Origin of the sequence: Methylomonas sp. HYX-M1, assembly GCF_040741385.1 — a bacterium.
In the GTDB taxonomy this organism is placed as follows: domain Bacteria; phylum Pseudomonadota; class Gammaproteobacteria; order Methylococcales; family Methylomonadaceae; genus Methylomonas; species Methylomonas rhizoryzae.
In genome coordinates, this window is record NZ_CP160405.1 from 2,716,800 (window position 1) to 2,733,058 (window position 16,259).

Genomic DNA, 16,259 nt, shown 5'->3' on the forward strand with positions numbered 1-16,259 from the left:
GCATACGGCGGAACCGCGGTGCGTTCAGCCTTACAACCCTGGTGTGTTGGGCTAAAAGTTCGATTTGGCTTGACAGCTTCTGAGGGGCTGCTCTTACCCATTTACTCCCGCAAATGCCCGTCCCCCACCGCCACCCATTTGTAAGTCGTCAAGCCCTCCGGTCCGACCGGGCCGCGTACGTGCAGTTTGTCGGTGCTGATGCCGACTACCGAACCCAGGCCGTAGTCGCCGCCGCCGGAAAGCCGGGTGGAGGCGTTGATCATCACCGAGGCCGAATCGACTTGCTCCTCGAACTGACGAGCTAAGCTGAGACTCTGGGTGACGATGCCGTCGGTGTGGCCGGAGCCGTAACAGTTGATATGGTCTATCGCCTGCTGAATGCCGGCGACGATTTTTACCGACAAGATAGGCGCCAAGTATTCGGTGGACCAGTCATCCTCAGTGGCCGCGGCGACGCCGGGCAGCAATTGCAGGGTTTGCTCGCAGCCGCGCAGTTCGATCTGTTGGGCGGTAAACGCCTGGTGCAGCAACGGCAATAAGGCCGCCGCGCATTCGGCATCGACCAGCAAGGTTTCCAGAGCGTTGCACACCTGTACACTTTGGAATTTGGAATTGACCGCCAGCGCCACCGCTTTGTCCGCTTCGGCGTCGGCGGCCAAATATAAATGGCAGATACCGTCGTAGTGTTTGATCACCGGTATCCGAGTGCCTTGAGCGATGCGCTGAATCAGGCTTTTGCCGCCGCGCGGGATCAGCACGTCGATGTAGCGGTCCATTTGCAGCAACTCGCCGACCGCCTCGTGGCCGGGGCTGCGCAGGATTTGGATGGCGTGTTGCGGCAAGCCGGCGGCAACGGCGCCTTGCACCATGGCGTCGGTCAGGATGGCGTTGGTTTGCAAGGCTTCGGAGCCGCCGCGCAAAATCACCGCGTTGCCGCTTTTGATGCACACCCCGGCCGCATCGGTGGTGACGTTGGGGCGGGATTCGTAAATCATGCCGATTACGCCCAGCGGCACCGATTTTTTATACACCCGCAGCCCGGCCGGGTTAGTGTGGCCGGTCAAAATGCGGTTGAGTGGATCGGGCAGTTGCGCGACTTTTTTCAAGCGCGACAGCATGTAGTCGAACATGTTGTCGTCCACGGACAAGCGCTTCAGCAGGGCCGCCGATTCGCCGGCGGCGCGGGCCGCATCAACTTCTTCGGCGTTGACCGCCAGCACTTGCGCCCTAACCGCGACCAAGGCTTCGGCCATTTTCGCCAAGGCCGCGTTGCGTTGCGCTTCCGATGCGGGCGCCAATTGGCGGGCGGCCGCGCGGCTTTGTCGGGCAAGGGTTTCGATAGCGGAGATCGTCATCAGGGATACCGGGATAGATAAGCGGAGGGAACAAGCGCCGCAACACAGCGGTTAAAGCAAACTTGCCGGCCGAAAGCCGGTTATTTTATCAAGTTGCGCAAGCGTTGCTTCATCTTGGCGACATGGGAACCTTCCCAGTAAATTCGCCGACACGCGCTACAGCGGTAAAACACCTGGTAGTAGCGTTGGGTTTTGGCCTGCAAGTCGTGCAACACCTCGGCTTTCTCGACCGGTTCCATCAGGCCGTTACAAGCCAAACAACGGCTGAAGGCGTCTATGCCGGCGTATAAGTCGAAACGGCTCAGTACTTCGTGCAATTGCCGCTCCGGCTCTACCGCTCTGACCCAATAGCCGTACTCGATGATTTTAGCGAACAGCAAACGCCTGTCCCGGGTCAGCACGATACGCTGTTGCGAAGCGGCGATGGCGGCGATTTCGCTGTCGCTGTAGTCGTTGCGGTATAAGCAATCGAAGCCCAGTAATCGCAGGCGCTTGGGCAATTTGCCCAAGTTGACGTCCACCACAAACGCCGGCCTACCGGGCAAAGGCCGGCGCAACACGGAAGGTAAGTCCTGAGCGAACCGGGAAAACGCCGGATATACCGCTACTCTGTCGCCGGGTTGCAAGCGGTAGTCGAAGCCGGCAATCCGTCCGTTTACCACCAGTAAACCGACTTCTGTGTGCGGCACGCCCAGCACTTCGATAGGATCTTTTACCCCTGGAAAGCCGTTGAATCGATAGTCCAAACTCCGCTGCCGCTTGGCAAGCGGCAAGAAATCGTTCAGTTGTGCGTAAAAACGGAACTGAGCAGTATGTTCGGTCGACATAGCGTAATAGTTAACACCTCGATAAACCCAACGGTAATCCAACGCACATAACCGGAACGGATGAACACTCCCAAGCCTATTATTGGCTGAGCCGCGCTTATCGCTATTGATTCAAGCGCCGGCTGGCATGGAGCGTAAATCATAAACCGACTTCCGTGCAAAATCGCCACAAAGCACAAACCAGCCCGGCTAACGATTATCATAGGTCAACTCAATAATGACTTGGAGGGAACCATAGTATGGAGCACACCATCACGCCTACCGCTCATTCATGTGCTGCTTGCGTCAAGCAGCAACATTGCCCGAAGCAATATTATTATTCCGAATCCTCGCTTCGCAGAGAAAACGTATCCCAGCAAATTTATCCTCACGGCAAGCCCTTATTTCATCAAGGCGAGAGAGTTAAACATCTTTTTTACTTGAAATCCGGTTCGGTAAAAAAATTTTATACCAATCCGGACGGCGACCAACAAATAGTGAACTTTTATTTCTCGGGCGAGATTATAGACCCTATATATTGCTGGCTGGAAGCTTACCATTCGTGTTCCGCCGTATGCTTGGAAAGATCGATTGTATGTCTATTCCAGCTGCAATCTTTTTTTACAAATCCCGATAAACTAGATCGAATTGCCAAGGATTTTCATGCAGTATTTCAGTCGGAATTGAAACATCAACATGAAACTCTGTTATCCGTAGGCCAAAATGTCGCCCACAAGCGGCTGCTAATGTTTTTATTTGAATTAATCGATAGGCAACACTTGGCGCACAACAACGCTGCCAATATAAAATTCACAATGTCCCGTGACGAAATCGCCAACTATCTAGGCCTTGCACCCGAGACAATCAGCAGAACAATATCAAGCTTCGCACGCAAGGGCCTTATATCCGCAAAAAAGAAAAATTTAGAAATATACGATCTTGAAAAATTATATCAATCCATTAATTAACACGATGGCGATTATTATCCTACAAAGAAATCAATATATTGCATCATGGCAACTGAATAAAAACTTTAGACTTTCAGTCTAACGTTCATGAAAGCACGGCATCGCCCCGGCAAATGAAAGTCGACGCTGCTCTGTCGCTAGTGTTTTGGACGGCAGCCGCGTGATTTTCAGAGTAATGATCGGTTGATACCTATGACAACCATTGCTGTTGCTCCTACTGCAGGGGCCGCTTCACACCTATTCATTGCTAAAGCGCTACCCGCCTTTGCACCGGACCTGAACAAGAGACCGTTACCTGGAAAATCAAACCTTGCAGCGACATCATTTGTATACCGGGCCTTAAGACCGCTGCTTTTATCGGCTCTACAATCCTGATCCCGCCTAAGTCTGCACACTGACCTAGTAGGATGAACCGGGAATGCTTAACACTTTTTTCGGCTGAATTGACATTAGTCACCAAGCTCATTCGCTTAGTTGCTAAGTTAGCCGTCAAGGCGAAACGCAATTCAACATTTGCCTTGTACCCCCTCAAATAATGGAGATTCGATATGAGTAAAAAACTCTTGGTGAAACTGTTGCTGACCGTTTCCGTGCTATCGATTGCAAACTCTCAAGCAGCCATTCAAACGATCAATTTCGATACCGATGCCGGCGGAAACCCGATAGACGCGCCTAATTTATTTAATAATGCCGCCTCGTTGACCGAACTGTACGCCGACCTAGGTGTACACTTCAGTTCGTTGAATCGAGTGGCGCAATCTACGGTAATAATAAAAGATGGTATTGAAGTTACCGAAACAAGCAATGTAATGCAGGTTGCGAATAGCGGGATGGGATCCATATTAAACGAAAACGCCAATTTCGGTCACAATGCCAAAAGCGGGGATAATTTTTTGGCATTTAATAAACAAAGTGAATCAAATACTAACTTTTGGCGCATTAGTTTCGATGATCCCATCGGTTATTTCGGCATCAGCTACAGCAATGGACAAACAAGTAACTACTATGAATATTTTAATATTGAAGCTTACGATGTTAATGGCGACCGTATAGGAACCTCTGATTAATACCCCGCGAGCGATATAATTCATCAACAGCCCCGATTTCGAGATAGCGCGCATGGATCAATATCAACAGCTCAGTTTTGCCGACGCCGAATACGCCAACAAAGGCAAAGTCACGCGGCGTGAAAAGTTTCTCGATCAACTCGAAGACTTATTGCCGTGGTCCGTCATGCTGGCGGTGATTGAACCGCATTATGCATCCGGCCAAGGGCGTGGTCGCAAACCGTTTCCCTTGAGTGCGATGCTGCATGTTCACGTGGCGCAGATTGTCTACAACTACTCTGATCCGGGCATGGAAGACGCGCTGTATGAAATTGAATCGCTACGGCGTTTTTGCCGCATCCGCCTGGAAACGGTGCCCGATGAAAGCACGATATTGCAGTTCCGGCATTTGCTGGAAACCCACGGGCTAACCGAGCAGATTTTCAACGCCATCAACCAAACGCTGGCGGATCGCGGGCTGTTTCTAAAAGCCGGCACCATCGTCGATGCCAGCCTGATTGCTGCCCCGACCTCGACCAAAAATAAAAGCCAGTCACGCGACCCCGAGATGCATTCCAGCAAAAAGGGCAATCAATGGTTTTTCGGCAGTAAGTTTCATATCGGCGTTGACCACGAAACCGGCTTGGTGCATACGCTCAAGGTCACCTCAGGCAACGTCAGCGACGTAGCCGAAGCCGCCCACTTGCTGCACGGCGAGGAACAGTTCGTGCACGGCGATGCCGGTTATCAGGGCTTGGAAAAGCGCCCGGAGATGCCCGCCGAAAATCCACCGACCTGCGTGGTTGCGATGCGTCCTGGCAAACTAACCAAGCTGACGAAAGACGACAGCGAAGAGGCTCAATTACTGCGCGCGGCAGCCAGAGAACTGGCAAGCCGCCGCGCCAAGGTCGAACATGTGTTCCGGGATATTAAGATCCGCTTTGGCTACGCCAAGAACCGCTATCGGGGCTTAGCCAAAAACACTGCTCGCCTGACCTTTCTGACCGCGATTGCCAATGTGCTTCGGGGTGACGCTTATGAATGTCGCTGCCTGATTGCGTCTGAAGTTTGAAAAATGGCCCGGATAAGGGACTTGGGCAGCGAAAAATCGGCTGTTTTGATGAAAAATACAGTCGATTATTGAGTTTTAACCGGTTAGTTACACTGCTGATTTTCAAAACGGCAGTTTTTCAGAGGTTCCTATAGGGTCCAATTGGTCCGCTTACTCATACGGATCTCAGTATTTTTCTACCATGAGCTTCAAAAGCAGCACTGAGATTGCCTATATCGATATTGGCCAAGGAATATATTGTTGCGGACCCAATGCCACTGTAAGTACGGAACCCGGCAATTGGTCTAAAACTTACGACGATTTACTATTCGGCAGCTTCAGCGACGCGCCTTTATATATTTACGATATCAGCGGGAATTACAACGTTCCCTTACCGGGAGCGATTTGGATGATGCTGAGCGGCTTGCTTGGGATTAGCCGATTGATGACACCTAAGCGTTTTGCCTTGGCAGGCTAATCGTATGCGGCCGTCACTGAGATGAACTCTCGGCGACGGCCGATACCGGGAATGTCAGACAGTGCAAGCCTGCTCGCTGGGAATATCGCCGGCATTGACCACCCGATTGCGGCCGTCGCGCTTGGCACGGTAAAGCGCGGTGTCGGCGGCATGCAGCAACTGGGCGGCCAGCGCGGAAATCGAGGCTTGTTGAGTTCGGCTAGCATCGAATGTTGCGGCTCCCACCGACAAGGTCACCGAAATCTTGCTTTCAGCATAATCGAGCATTAACGAGGCAATACAATCGCGAATTCTCTCGCCGATTTCGCCGGCAATCCTAGCGTCAGCCTCCGGCAGCAAAACCACAAACTCTTCCCCGCCGTACCGCGATAAAACGTCGCTATTACGCAAATGCTTTTTAATGGCACAGGCTACCGAACTTAATACGTAATCGCCGGTTTGGTGGCCGTAGCTGTCGTTAATGCGTTTAAAGAAATCGATGTCTAAAAACAAGCAAGACAGCGGTTGTTGACTGCGCAGGCTACGTTCCAATTCTTCTACCAAGCGTTGTTCCATGAAGCGGCGATTGTTCACGCCGGTTAACGGATCCAAAAAACTGGTGCGGCGCAAGGTCTCGAAATTCAGCGTGTTTTCCAGGCAAACACTAATGACGGAGCCTAAATGGGCAATAAAATCGGTCGCCATGGTTTTAACGAAACGGTCTTTTTTTCGGCTGCCCAAATTCAAAGAACCCAAATACCTGCCACGCCTGACCAAGGGAACCAAAATCACCGACGACGGCGGTTCGGAAAATCCGTGAAAAAACGGCGCATATTTTTCAGGATGATACAAGCCTAGCACCGGCTGCAGCCTGAAATCGAAGAAACGTTTAAACAAGCCATCGTTATCGACCAGCAGCAATCCGCTTCTGGCATGCGACTCGTAATTGTTTTGGCTAAGACACTCGGCGATTTCGCCATTGGGATCGAACAAATATAAGCTGACGACTTCCAAATCGAACAGAGATTTGCACTCGTCCAGGATGAACTCCAAGATTTCCGCCAGCGAGTTTAAACCCAATAGATGCATTTCAAACGATTGCAAACGTTTGAGCGTCAGGCTGTTGTGTTCTACGCGCTGTAAGATGCTGTCCAGGTGACTTTGCAGTACGCGTAAATCGTAGGTAATATCGTTCAAAGTCTTTGATCTGATTAAATTGCTGCCGGTAAAGACTAGCAGCAATCTAAAAAAACGCTCTATCCCCTTTCGGGAACAGAGCGTTAACGTTTAAGCCACTTGTTCGGCTATGGACTTATAACTGCCGATTTGATCGAAATTCATGTAGCGATATGTATCGGCACTGGTTTGATCAATCAACGCCGCGTATTGCATGTATTCTTCCACGCTAGGTATTTTTCCCAGTAACGAGCAAACCGCGGCTAATTCCGCCGAGGACAAGAAAACGTTTGCCCCGTTCCCCAAGCGGTTAGGGAAGTTGCGGGTGGAGGTGGAAACCACCGTAGCGCCCTCCGCCACCCTGGCTTGGTTGCCCATGCATAGCGAACAACCCGGCATTTCGGTACGGGCACCGACTTTGCCGAAGGTTCCGTAATAGCCTTCTTCCACCAATTGATTTTGGTCCATTTTGGTCGGCGGAGCCACCCATAGTCGGGTCGGCAGCGCATTGGCTTTTTCCAACAATTTCCCGGCCGCGCGGAAATGACCGACGTTGGTCATGCAAGAACCGATGAACACCTCGTCGATTTTGGTACCGGCGACTTCCGACAACGGCTTGATGTCGTCGGGATCATTCGGGCAAGCCAGCAGCGGCTCGGTAATTTGATTCATGTCGATTTCGATGACCTCGGCATATTCGGCATCCGGATCGGCCGACATCAACAGCGGATTTTCCAGCCAAGCTTGCATGGCTTTTATCCGGCGCTGAATGGTTCTCGTATCGCCGTAACCCTGCGCAATCATCCATTTCAACAACGTGATGTTGGAGTTTAGGTATTCGCGGATTGGCGCTTCGTTGAGTTTGATGGTGCAGCCGCCGGCCGAACGTTCGGCCGAAGCGTCGGACAACTCAAATGCTTGTTCCACTTTTAAATCGGGTAGACCTTCTATTTCCAAAATCCGCCCCGAGAACACGTTTTTTTTGCCCTGCTTGGCAACCGTCAACAAACCGCGCCGGAGGGCCGCATACGGAATCGCATTGACCAAATCGCGCAAAGTGATGCCGGGCTGCATTTTGCCGGTGAAACGCACCAACACGGATTCCGGCATATCCAACGGCATCACGCCTGTGGCGGCCGCAAACGCAACCAAACCGGAACCGGCCGGAAACGAAATCCCGATCGGGAAGCGAGTATGCGAATCGCCGCCGGTACCGACCGTATCCGGCAGCAGCATCCGGTTCAACCACGAGTGAATAATGCCGTCGCCCGGCCGCAACGAGACTCCGCCGCGGGTCATGATGAAATCCGGCAACGTATGTTGCATGGTGATGTCTACCGGTTTCGGATAAGCGGCGGTATGACAAAACGATTGCAACACCAGGTCGGCGGAAAAACCCAGGCAGGCTAGGTCCTTCAATTCGTCGCGGGTCATGGGACCGGTGGTGTCTTGCGAGCCCACCGTCGTCATGCGCGGTTCGCAATAGCTGCCGGGCCGCACCCCGGGTAAACCGCAGGCTTGTCCGACAATTTTTTGCGCCAAGGTGTAACCTTTGCCGGTGTCGGCAACGGCGGCCAAACGCTTGAACACGCTGGACGGACCAAGCCCCAAGGCTTTGCGTGCCCGGTCGGTCAGGCCGCGGCCGATGATCAGCGGGATTCTGCCGCCGGCGCGTACTTCGTCCAGAATCACTTCCGTTTTCAGCTGGAATTCGCAGATTATTTCGTCGCTGCCCGGTTCGATAGACTCAGGGCAGGCGTGGCGCTTGACCACGCCTTGGTAAGGATAAATGTCGATCACATCGCCCATGGCCATAGCACTCACGTCGCATTCGATCGGCAACGCACCGGAATCTTCCATGGTATTGAAAAAGATCGGAGCGATTTTGCCGCCTATGCACACCCCGCCGGCCCGCTTGTTGGGTATGTACGGAATATCCTCACCCATGTACCAGAGCACCGAGTTGGTCGCCGATTTACGCGACGAGCCGGTGCCGACTACGTCGCCGACGTAGGCCACCGGAAATCCTTTGGCTTTTAGGTCGTTGATCTGTTGTTCGGCGTTGCTGATGCCGTCGCGCGGCATTTTCAGCATAGCTTTGGCGTGCAACGGAATGTCCGGCCGCGACCAGGCATCCGGTGCCGGCGATAGGTCGTCGGTATTGGTTTCGCCGCTGACCTTGAACACGGTGACCGTTAGTTTCTCCGGCACTTCCGGCCGGCTGGTGAACCAATCGGCGTCGGCCCAGGATTGCAACACCTGTTGGGCGTAAACATTGCCCGCTTGGGCCTTTTCCTGCACGTCGTGGAAGGCGTCGAAAATTAGCAAAATTTGCGCCAGCGCTTTGGCGGCGATCGGCGCCAAGGGCGCGCGATCCAGCAATTCGATCAACGGGGCGACGTTGTATCCGCCGAGCATGGTTCCCAGCAATTCGGTGGCTTTTTCCGGCGTAATCAGAGGGGACGCAGCCTCGCCTTTGGCAACTGCGGTTAGGAAGCCGGCTTTGACGTAAGCGGCTTCGTCCACCCCGGCCGGAATCCGGTAAGCCAGCAAATCCAACAGAAACGCCTCCTCTCCGGCGGGCGGCTGTTTCAACAATTCAACCAGCGCCGCCACTTGCTCGGCATCCAGCGGTTTGGGAACGATGCCATCGGCGGCTCGTTCGGCGACGTGTTTGCGGTATTGTTCTAACATGGACATATATTGGTTTTATGTAGATAGATTAATTGACTCATCGTTACGACGCTGCGTTTAGCGATGATAGAACGATGCACGTGTAATGTTTTCTTTACTATGAAAGACATGGTGGGAACGACACATAGCCACGATTCGCAAGGCCATCATCGCGACTAGGCGTCGCGCCTACCAAACTACCTTTCATTTGCCGGGGCGATTGCCAGACCTTCATGATCGTTAGGTTAAAGGCAAAATTGCTTAAACACCATCAGCCACGGATGCCAAGCAGGTTTGCCGTTGATAAATAACCAGTCCCACCCGATCAATGTGATCAAGCAAATCCCGATTCGATAACTGTTGATATTGGTTCAAATCGACCGTATAGGGCAGTAGCAAATCGTCGATTTGATCTTCGATCTGCATCAATTCGGCGAAACTCAGGAGCGGGCCTTGCAGCGTCAAATCGATGTCGGAACCGCGCCGATAGTTACCTTTGGCACGAGAACCGTACACCAGCACTTGTCGAATCGCCGGATGGCGGGCAAATACGCTTACCAGTTTCTGTAGCGTGACCGGCGGCAAACCCAGGCGTTCGGCGAGTGGTTCATTCATCGCAATAGCGCTGCATATCCGTCCGCAAAGCAACGAATAGTGGCAGGTAATCGGCAAAGATAGCGACTACCAGCGATTCCGCCGTTTGCTCGTCGTAGGTGTGAGAGGACAAGTTGCGACTGCCTATCATTGCCATCCAGCCCTCGCCGTCTTCGATCAAACCCGCCTTGAACGCCGCACGGGTAGCATCTTTGGAGCCTTTGAGCGAAAAATCGCCCTGGTCGTACAAAAAGTCTTTCAGTACGTTCCAGGCCAGCTCATGGGTAAACTCGAACGCCTGAATCACGCCTTGCTTTTCCAGTTTCGACAACGGACGCTGCCGCGCCAGTTCGGCGGCGTCAATCAATAGCGTCAAGGCTTTGATGAAATTGCTGAAGCGCTGTTGCCAGCGAATATCGGTCATGTTGGCTCGCCATCGCTCAAGGCATTGTTGCTATTCGCCATAATCTGCTGCTCCAACAGAAAGCTCAGCATGTCTTCGTTTTCAACCCGAGCATAAATCTCGGCGACGCCGAAGGTCAAGCCCACCGCTTCCAACGGCACGTCGTCACCAAGAAAATAGTGATTGGATATCCAACCCTCGCGACGCCGGGTGGATTTTGACAATACCTCGACGACCAGTAGCGGCGCTTGGGTGTAATACTCGTGGGTCGAGGTATCTTGGCAAACCACCATCCCGTCGGGATAGAACAGATATTGACCCATTTTGATTTTCAAATCGGAGGAAAACGGTTCGCAAGATTTGCCGCGCAAGTGCACGTGCAAAGCCGCCGCGATATTGCCTTTGATGCGTTCGTGATTCCTGCCGGCCCCAGACATTGCCACCAACTCGCCGTCGTCATACTCGCGCTTGGTATCGCTGAGCAATTCCACCGCCGGATCATCCTCAATGGACACCCAAGGTTTGCCGAATTCAGGTTGCGCGCTCATAACCGCTTCCGCCGCGGATATAATCACCCCATCGCATCGACGATGGCTTGGCCCATTTCCTTGGTGCCGTATTGGCTGGCCGGATTCAAATCCGGAGTAACGTAAACACCTTCGTTGACCACTTTTTCGATGGCCGTTTGCATCCGGTTTGCCGCGGCATGCTCGCCCAAATGGTTCAACATCATCACGCCGGCCATCATCACCGCGGTTGGGTTGGCGATGTTTTTGCCGACGATATCCGGTGCGCTGCCGTGCACGGCTTCGAACAGTGCGGCATCCTCGCCGATGTTGGCGCCGGGTATCAAACCTAATCCGCCGACCAATCCGGCGGTAAGATCGGACAAAATATCGCCGAACATATTGGTAGTAACAACCACGTCGAATTGTTCCGGCTTCATGACCATGTGCATGCAAGCTGCGTCGATGATCTTTTCATCGAATTGGATGTCGGGATATTTTTTAGCGACCTCGCGGGCGGTATTCAAAAACAACCCTTGGGTAAATTTCAATATGTTGGCTTTGTGGCATACCGTAACTTTGTTGCGGCCGTTATCGATTGCGTATTTGAACGCATATTCGACGATACGTTCGGAACTCGCTTTAGTCACCACGGCCAGACTTTCCGCAATATCTTTTTGCGGGGTCAGATAATGCTCCAATCCGACATACAAACCTTGGGTATTTTCCCTGACGACGACGATATCGACGTTATCGAAGCGCGTTTTAACGCCGGCCCAATTTTTGGCGGGGCGCACGTTGGCGTACAAATCGTATTTTTTTCGCAATTCGACGTTGATGCTGCGAAACCCCTCGCCGACCATGGTCGTTAACGGACCTTTGAATGCAACGCGGGTTTGATCTATCGATTCCATGGTTGCGTCCGGCAGCGGCGTACCGGTTTTTTCGTAAGCCGACATTCCGGCTTCCGCCTCGTGCCAATGAATTTTCGCGCCGGATGCGTCAATGACGGAAACCGCGGCTTCCATAATCGAAGGACCGATACCATCACCTTTGATCAACGTGACGTTGTGCATTCATACTCTCCTGAGTTTTAAATGGGAAATCATACCAGCTTAGCGTTAGCGCCACAGCCGTAAAGACGGCCGGGCTCTGGACAGCAAGCGATTTTTATCGGAAAAGCAAGATACATACCTTTTGCGAGAAAGCCGAAATCGACGCGCTCCGCCATCAACCGCTCTGTTTAACGCACCAATAACGACAAAAACAGTTGGTCTTGATCCACTTTGGCGCACAGCGAGGTACAGGTAATAATCCGAATGTCATTTCGCCGTTTACCGATAAACGCTTCCGGTATTTCCGTTCCGCTTGGTTACAATGTCGCTATACAACCACTGGCACCACTATGATTGAAGTCAAAGACCTCTGTTTCGATTATCCGGGCCTGCGCGCGCTGGACGAGGTGTCGTTTCGCATGCCGCAAGGCAACGTGACCGCCTTGGTAGGCCCGAACGGCGCGGGTAAAACCACCTTGATGCGTTGTATAGCGGCCCTGGAGCAGCCATGCGCCGGATCGATCCACATCGCCGGTATCGACGTTTTGGAGCAGCCCAGGGCTTGCCACCGCATCATCGGCTACCTATCCGATTTTTACGGTTTATATCAACGTTTAACGGTCAAACAATGTTTGTATTTCGTCGCACGCGCTCAAGGCCTGCCGGATAACGATTGCGAAACGGCCATTGCTCAAGTCTGTCAATGGTTATCGCTAAGCGAACGCTTGGAGATGCGTCCGGGCGAATTGTCGCGCGGGCTACGCCAGCGGGTTGCCATCGCCCAAGCCATCATCCATAAACCGAAATTCGTGTTGCTGGACGAGCCGGCTTCCGGTTTGGATCCGGAAGCGCGCCACGAATTGGCCGGATTGTTTTTGGACTTACAGCGGCAAGGTATGACTTTACTGGTTTCGTCGCATATTTTGGCCGAATTGGAGAGCTATTGCAGCGACATGCTGATTTTGCGTCAAGGACGCATCGTAGAGCAAACGGTACTTAGACCCCGTAAGCAACAGATTACGATACGCTTGCAGTTGGCGGTAGCCATAGCGGAGTTAACCGAGAAACTTGCACGGATTGACGCCATACAAGCGGTCGATGTCGAAAATAACCAAACCGCTTGGTTGCTGATGCCCGATGACAAACAACAGCAACACCTCGTTCTGCAAACGTTGTTGGCGCAAGGCTTGCCGGTTTGCGAATTTTCCGCGGAATCACCCACTATGCAAGACGCTTATCTCGCATCGATTAGGCAATCCTCATGAATCTGAATCCGGAGTTTCAACGCCAACTTTTTTTGGAGTGCTCGCAAGCGCGCTTAATCGGCATTCCTCTGGTCCTAGCGGTTTTATTTACCTTCTCCTATATCGTCGACGGCCATCAACTAGGCCAAGCCAGCGCGCGTATGGCAACGTTTATCTTTACCTTGTCTACGTTGCTGTGGGGCTGCAAACAAACCGTAGACGCCGTCATTGAGGAGTTTCGCGAACGCACCTGGGATACGCAGCGCCTATCCGCGCTCGGCCCGTGGGAGTTAACCTGGGGGAAATGGCTGGGAAGCACCGTCATGGTGTGGTACGTCGGCACCGTCTGCTGGCTGGTGTATGCATTGAGCTCTGCTGCTACACACGACCTATTGAGCCGTTTATTTTTCGACGTCACCAGCGGTTTACTGATACAAGGTTTAGGTTTATTGCTGGGAATACTGGCGGCTAGACGCGGGCAATTAAAAAGCAGTGCCGTCTTCATCGGCGTGATCGTCGGCATTTTTCTGATCGTCGACAACTTCGGAGATCTTTCGTTGCTTAGCGAACACCGCGTGTCGATTTGGCATGGGCAAGTGATAGACAGCCACATCTTTCACAGAACCAGCCTGCTGTTAGCCTTGTTTTGGTGCGCGGTCGGCAATTACCGGTTAATGGCGCAAGAGCTGGGCCTCCGCGCCATACCTTGGATCTGGGGAGTTTTCTGTCTGTTTATGAGCGCTTATTTAGGCGGCTTCATCCCCAGTTCCGCTTACACCTTCGCATTAGCGAGCTTTAGCGTATGCAGCGCGTTGACCTACCTGGGAGTGATCGTTGAGAACAATCAGGCATTACGCTTCAAAAGACTATTTGGCTTTATCGTGCAACGGGCTTGGCGACGGGCGCTCGAAGAAGTACCTATTTGGTGGATCAGCCTACTGTTCACCCTAGTCTCCGCATTGGCGTTAAGTATTTCCGAGCACCCGCTGCAAACCTTCGGTAGCTATTTGCATATTTATCCGTTCGCCATGTTGACTATGTTGGTGCGCGACTGCGGCTTGTATTTATATTTTTGTTACGGGAGCAACCCGGAACGCGCATTGGGTTTGACGATGTTAACGGCTGTGCTGTTGTACGTGATATTGCCAGGTCTCTTTAGCGCCCTGGGTCAAGTCACATTAGCCGCTTTATTCTTGCCGTTAAAGGCGAATTCGGCAGCCTGGGCCGGCTTATGCGGGGCATTGCAGGTCGTTTTGGTTTTACGTTTGCTATATGGGCGTTGGCGGATCAAAACCTGACGCTCACCAAATCCAGGCAAGCGTCCTGTCCTGAAACCGGACAGATATTTTTGAGAACGCCTTTTTAAAAAAGACTTGGAAAAGTCTGCGAAACCGTTTAGTAGGCCGAATTTATTCGTACCATAACGCGCTAAACAGCGGTTTTTGTACGAATGACCGCGCCTATGGGCATTAACGCGTCCCTGCGAGAAGGTAGTTACACTCTACCGTAGTTATCCTGAAAACGGACTATATCGTCCTCGCCCAAATAACTGCCGGATTGCACTTCCACCATCTCCAAAGGAATCACGCCGGGATTTTCCAAACTGTGGATAGCGCCGACCGGAATATATATCGATTCGTTTTCGGTCACCATAATGTCTTCGCCGTCTCGATGAACCCAAGCGGTACCTTTTACTACCACCCAATGTTCGGCGCGGTGATGGTGTTTTTGCACCGACAATTTGGCTCCCGGCTTGACCACAATGCGCTTGGTCTGGTGCCTGTCCCCGGTATCTACCAAGTCATAATGTCCCCAGGGCCGATAAACTTTGCGATGCATATGGGCTTCGCTACGCTTCAAGGCTTTCAATTGGTCGACGATAGCCTTGACGTCTTGAACCTTGTCCTTGGACGCCACCATGACCGCATCGTCCGTTTCGACAACGACTAAATCATCGACCCCGACCACGGCAACCAATTTACCGCTGGAATGAATATACGAATTGTGGGTATCCAACGCTAAAACGTCGCCTTTGATGGCGTTACCGGCATGGTCTTTGCCGGTTACGTCCCATAGCGCGGACCATGAACCGACATCGTTCCAGCCGGCATCCAACGGAATCACGGCCGCTTTGTCGGTCTTTTCCATCACGGCATAGTCGATCGAATCGGCAGGGCAAGTACTGAAAATCTCTTTATCCAGGCGGGTAAAATCCAAGTCGGTTTTGGCGGCGGCCAAGGCCTGCTTGCAAATCTCCAACATTTGCGGATTAAATTTCGCCAGTTCTTGCAGAAAATTACCGGCGGTAAATGCAAACATACCGCTGTTCCAATAGTAATCTCCGCTAGCGATGTAGCTCTGTGCGGTCTCCAGATTCGGTTTTTCCACGAATGCGGCGACGTTAAACGCATGTTCGGACACAGGCTTGGCGGTTTTGATATAACCGTAACCGGTTTCCGGATGGGTTGGCACTATGCCGAAAGTCACCAAATAGCCTTGCTTGGCCAATATTTCAGCTTGTGCGATTGCCCAATGAAAGGCAGCCGGGTCGGCGATAACATGATCGGCAGGCAGAATCAGCAACACATCGTCGGCCGAAGCCGCGCTCAATGCCGCCATGGCGACCGCCGGCGCGGTATTTTTGCCAATGGGTTCCAATATGATTGCCGCGGGTTTGCTGCCGATTTCCCAAAGTTGTTCGGCCATCATGAAACGGTGGTCTTCGTTGCAAACGGCAATCGGAGCTTGCAATCCGGGCACCCCCTGCAAACGCAGCATGGTCTCCTGTATCATGGTTTTGCCGGATACCAGAGGTAAAAACTGTTTGGGGTATTGACCGCGCGACAAAGGCCAAAGGCGTGTTCCGGATCCTCCGGAAAGTATCACAGGTATCATTGCAACTATTCCCTCTTTCTTGAAATAAAA

General features: G+C 52.4%; 15 protein-coding genes. 6 read left to right on the top strand and 9 right to left on the bottom strand.

The genetic code is table 11. The features are described 5' to 3' along the window. Window positions 1-101: 101 nt before the first annotated feature. Entirely contained in the window at window positions 102-1,355 is a 1,254-nt protein-coding gene (locus AB0A83_RS12260; RefSeq protein WP_367154291.1) for a glutamate-5-semialdehyde dehydrogenase, read from the bottom strand. Window positions 1,356-1,435: 80 nt separating this feature from the next. Beyond that, window positions 1,436-2,182, bottom strand: coding sequence for a Mut7-C RNAse domain-containing protein (locus AB0A83_RS12265; protein ID WP_150048800.1), 747 nt, complete (start codon window positions 2,180-2,182; stop codon window positions 1,436-1,438). A gap of 239 nt (window positions 2,183-2,421) precedes the next feature. Between AB0A83_RS12265 and AB0A83_RS12270 the strand changes: the two genes are divergently transcribed. The 4 genes from AB0A83_RS12270 (at window position 2,422) to AB0A83_RS12285 (ending at window position 5,704) form a co-directional block, all read left to right on the top strand. Next, the gene (locus tag AB0A83_RS12270) at window positions 2,422-3,129 is read left to right on the top strand and encodes a Crp/Fnr family transcriptional regulator (RefSeq protein WP_150048802.1); all 708 of its coding nucleotides are present in this window, start codon (window positions 2,422-2,424) and stop codon (window positions 3,127-3,129) included. Between the two features lie 548 nt (window positions 3,130-3,677). Continuing rightward, window positions 3,678-4,196, top strand: a complete 519-nt coding sequence (locus tag AB0A83_RS12275; RefSeq protein ID WP_367154292.1) for a hypothetical protein — start codon at window positions 3,678-3,680, stop codon at window positions 4,194-4,196. A gap of 52 nt (window positions 4,197-4,248) precedes the next feature. Further along, window positions 4,249-5,247, top strand: coding sequence for an IS5 family transposase (locus AB0A83_RS12280; protein WP_367154089.1), 999 nt, complete (start codon window positions 4,249-4,251; stop codon window positions 5,245-5,247). 181 nt (window positions 5,248-5,428) lie between these two features. Further along, window positions 5,429-5,704 carry a hypothetical protein gene (locus tag AB0A83_RS12285; protein WP_367154294.1) on the top strand — a complete coding sequence of 92 codons (276 nt, stop codon included), beginning with the start codon at window positions 5,429-5,431 and terminating at the stop codon, window positions 5,702-5,704. A 54-nt stretch (window positions 5,705-5,758) separates the two neighbouring features. Here the strand turns inward: AB0A83_RS12285 and AB0A83_RS12290 are convergent, their stop codons facing one another. From AB0A83_RS12290 to AB0A83_RS12315, 6 genes are all read right to left on the bottom strand, one after another. After that, window positions 5,759-6,880, bottom strand: coding sequence for a DUF484 family protein (locus tag AB0A83_RS12290; RefSeq protein WP_367154295.1), 1,122 nt, complete (start codon window positions 6,878-6,880; stop codon window positions 5,759-5,761). A 90-nt stretch (window positions 6,881-6,970) separates the two neighbouring features. After that, a complete protein-coding gene (gene acnB / locus AB0A83_RS12295; protein WP_150051966.1) occupies window positions 6,971-9,553 on the bottom strand; it encodes a bifunctional aconitate hydratase 2/2-methylisocitrate dehydratase in 2,583 nt (860 codons plus the stop codon). Window positions 9,554-9,793: 240 nt separating this feature from the next. After that, a complete protein-coding gene (locus tag AB0A83_RS12300; RefSeq protein WP_367154297.1) occupies window positions 9,794-10,147 on the bottom strand; it encodes a nucleotidyltransferase domain-containing protein in 354 nt (117 codons plus the stop codon). Next, complete coding sequence (locus AB0A83_RS12305; RefSeq protein WP_150048810.1) at window positions 10,140-10,550, bottom strand: nucleotidyltransferase substrate binding protein; 411 nt, start codon at window positions 10,548-10,550, stop codon at window positions 10,140-10,142. The genes AB0A83_RS12300 and AB0A83_RS12305 overlap by 8 nt, the downstream gene beginning before the upstream one ends. Continuing rightward, entirely contained in the window at window positions 10,547-11,077 is a 531-nt protein-coding gene (locus tag AB0A83_RS12310; RefSeq protein ID WP_367154299.1) for a Uma2 family endonuclease, read from the bottom strand. Before AB0A83_RS12310 ends, AB0A83_RS12305 begins: the two co-directional genes overlap by 4 nt. Before the next feature lie 23 nt (window positions 11,078-11,100). After that, entirely contained in the window at window positions 11,101-12,111 is a 1,011-nt protein-coding gene (locus tag AB0A83_RS12315; protein WP_150048812.1) for an isocitrate/isopropylmalate family dehydrogenase, read from the bottom strand. A gap of 329 nt (window positions 12,112-12,440) precedes the next feature. On the opposite strand from AB0A83_RS12315, the gene AB0A83_RS12320 reads away from it, so the two are divergent. Both AB0A83_RS12320 and AB0A83_RS12325 read left to right on the top strand, forming a co-directional pair. Further along, a complete protein-coding gene (locus AB0A83_RS12320) occupies window positions 12,441-13,355 on the top strand; it encodes an ABC transporter ATP-binding protein (RefSeq protein ID WP_150048814.1) in 915 nt (304 codons plus the stop codon). Further along, entirely contained in the window at window positions 13,352-14,632 is a 1,281-nt protein-coding gene (locus AB0A83_RS12325) for a hypothetical protein (protein WP_367154302.1), read from the top strand. Before AB0A83_RS12320 ends, AB0A83_RS12325 begins: the two co-directional genes overlap by 4 nt. A gap of 196 nt (window positions 14,633-14,828) precedes the next feature. Here the strand turns inward: AB0A83_RS12325 and AB0A83_RS12330 are convergent, their stop codons facing one another. Further along, window positions 14,829-16,229 carry a mannose-1-phosphate guanylyltransferase/mannose-6-phosphate isomerase gene (locus AB0A83_RS12330; RefSeq protein ID WP_150048818.1) on the bottom strand — a complete coding sequence of 467 codons (1,401 nt, stop codon included), beginning with the start codon at window positions 16,227-16,229 and terminating at the stop codon, window positions 14,829-14,831. Between the last annotated feature and the right edge of the window lie 30 nt (window positions 16,230-16,259).

Coding starts and splice junctions, on each gene's coding strand:
- AB0A83_RS12330 (WP_150048818.1), bottom strand. CDS start 16,229: ATGATACCTGTGATACTTTCCGGAGGATCCGGAACACGCCTTTGGCCT.
- AB0A83_RS12320 (WP_150048814.1), top strand. CDS start 12,441: ATGATTGAAGTCAAAGACCTCTGTTTCGATTATCCGGGCCTGCGCGCG.
- AB0A83_RS12285 (WP_367154294.1), top strand. CDS start 5,429: ATGAGCTTCAAAAGCAGCACTGAGATTGCCTATATCGATATTGGCCAA.
- AB0A83_RS12270 (WP_150048802.1), top strand. CDS start 2,422: ATGGAGCACACCATCACGCCTACCGCTCATTCATGTGCTGCTTGCGTC.
- AB0A83_RS12275 (WP_367154292.1), top strand. CDS start 3,678: ATGAGTAAAAAACTCTTGGTGAAACTGTTGCTGACCGTTTCCGTGCTA.
- AB0A83_RS12300 (WP_367154297.1), bottom strand. CDS start 10,147: ATGAATGAACCACTCGCCGAACGCCTGGGTTTGCCGCCGGTCACGCTA.
- AB0A83_RS12265 (WP_150048800.1), bottom strand. CDS start 2,182: ATGTCGACCGAACATACTGCTCAGTTCCGTTTTTACGCACAACTGAAC.
- acnB (WP_150051966.1), bottom strand. CDS start 9,553: ATGTTAGAACAATACCGCAAACACGTCGCCGAACGAGCCGCCGATGGC.
- AB0A83_RS12310 (WP_367154299.1), bottom strand. CDS start 11,077: ATGAGCGCGCAACCTGAATTCGGCAAACCTTGGGTGTCCATTGAGGAT.
- AB0A83_RS12315 (WP_150048812.1), bottom strand. CDS start 12,111: ATGCACAACGTCACGTTGATCAAAGGTGATGGTATCGGTCCTTCGATT.
- AB0A83_RS12280 (WP_367154089.1), top strand. CDS start 4,249: ATGGATCAATATCAACAGCTCAGTTTTGCCGACGCCGAATACGCCAAC.
- AB0A83_RS12305 (WP_150048810.1), bottom strand. CDS start 10,550: ATGACCGATATTCGCTGGCAACAGCGCTTCAGCAATTTCATCAAAGCC.
- AB0A83_RS12260 (WP_367154291.1), bottom strand. CDS start 1,355: ATGACGATCTCCGCTATCGAAACCCTTGCCCGACAAAGCCGCGCGGCC.
- AB0A83_RS12325 (WP_367154302.1), top strand. CDS start 13,352: ATGAATCTGAATCCGGAGTTTCAACGCCAACTTTTTTTGGAGTGCTCG.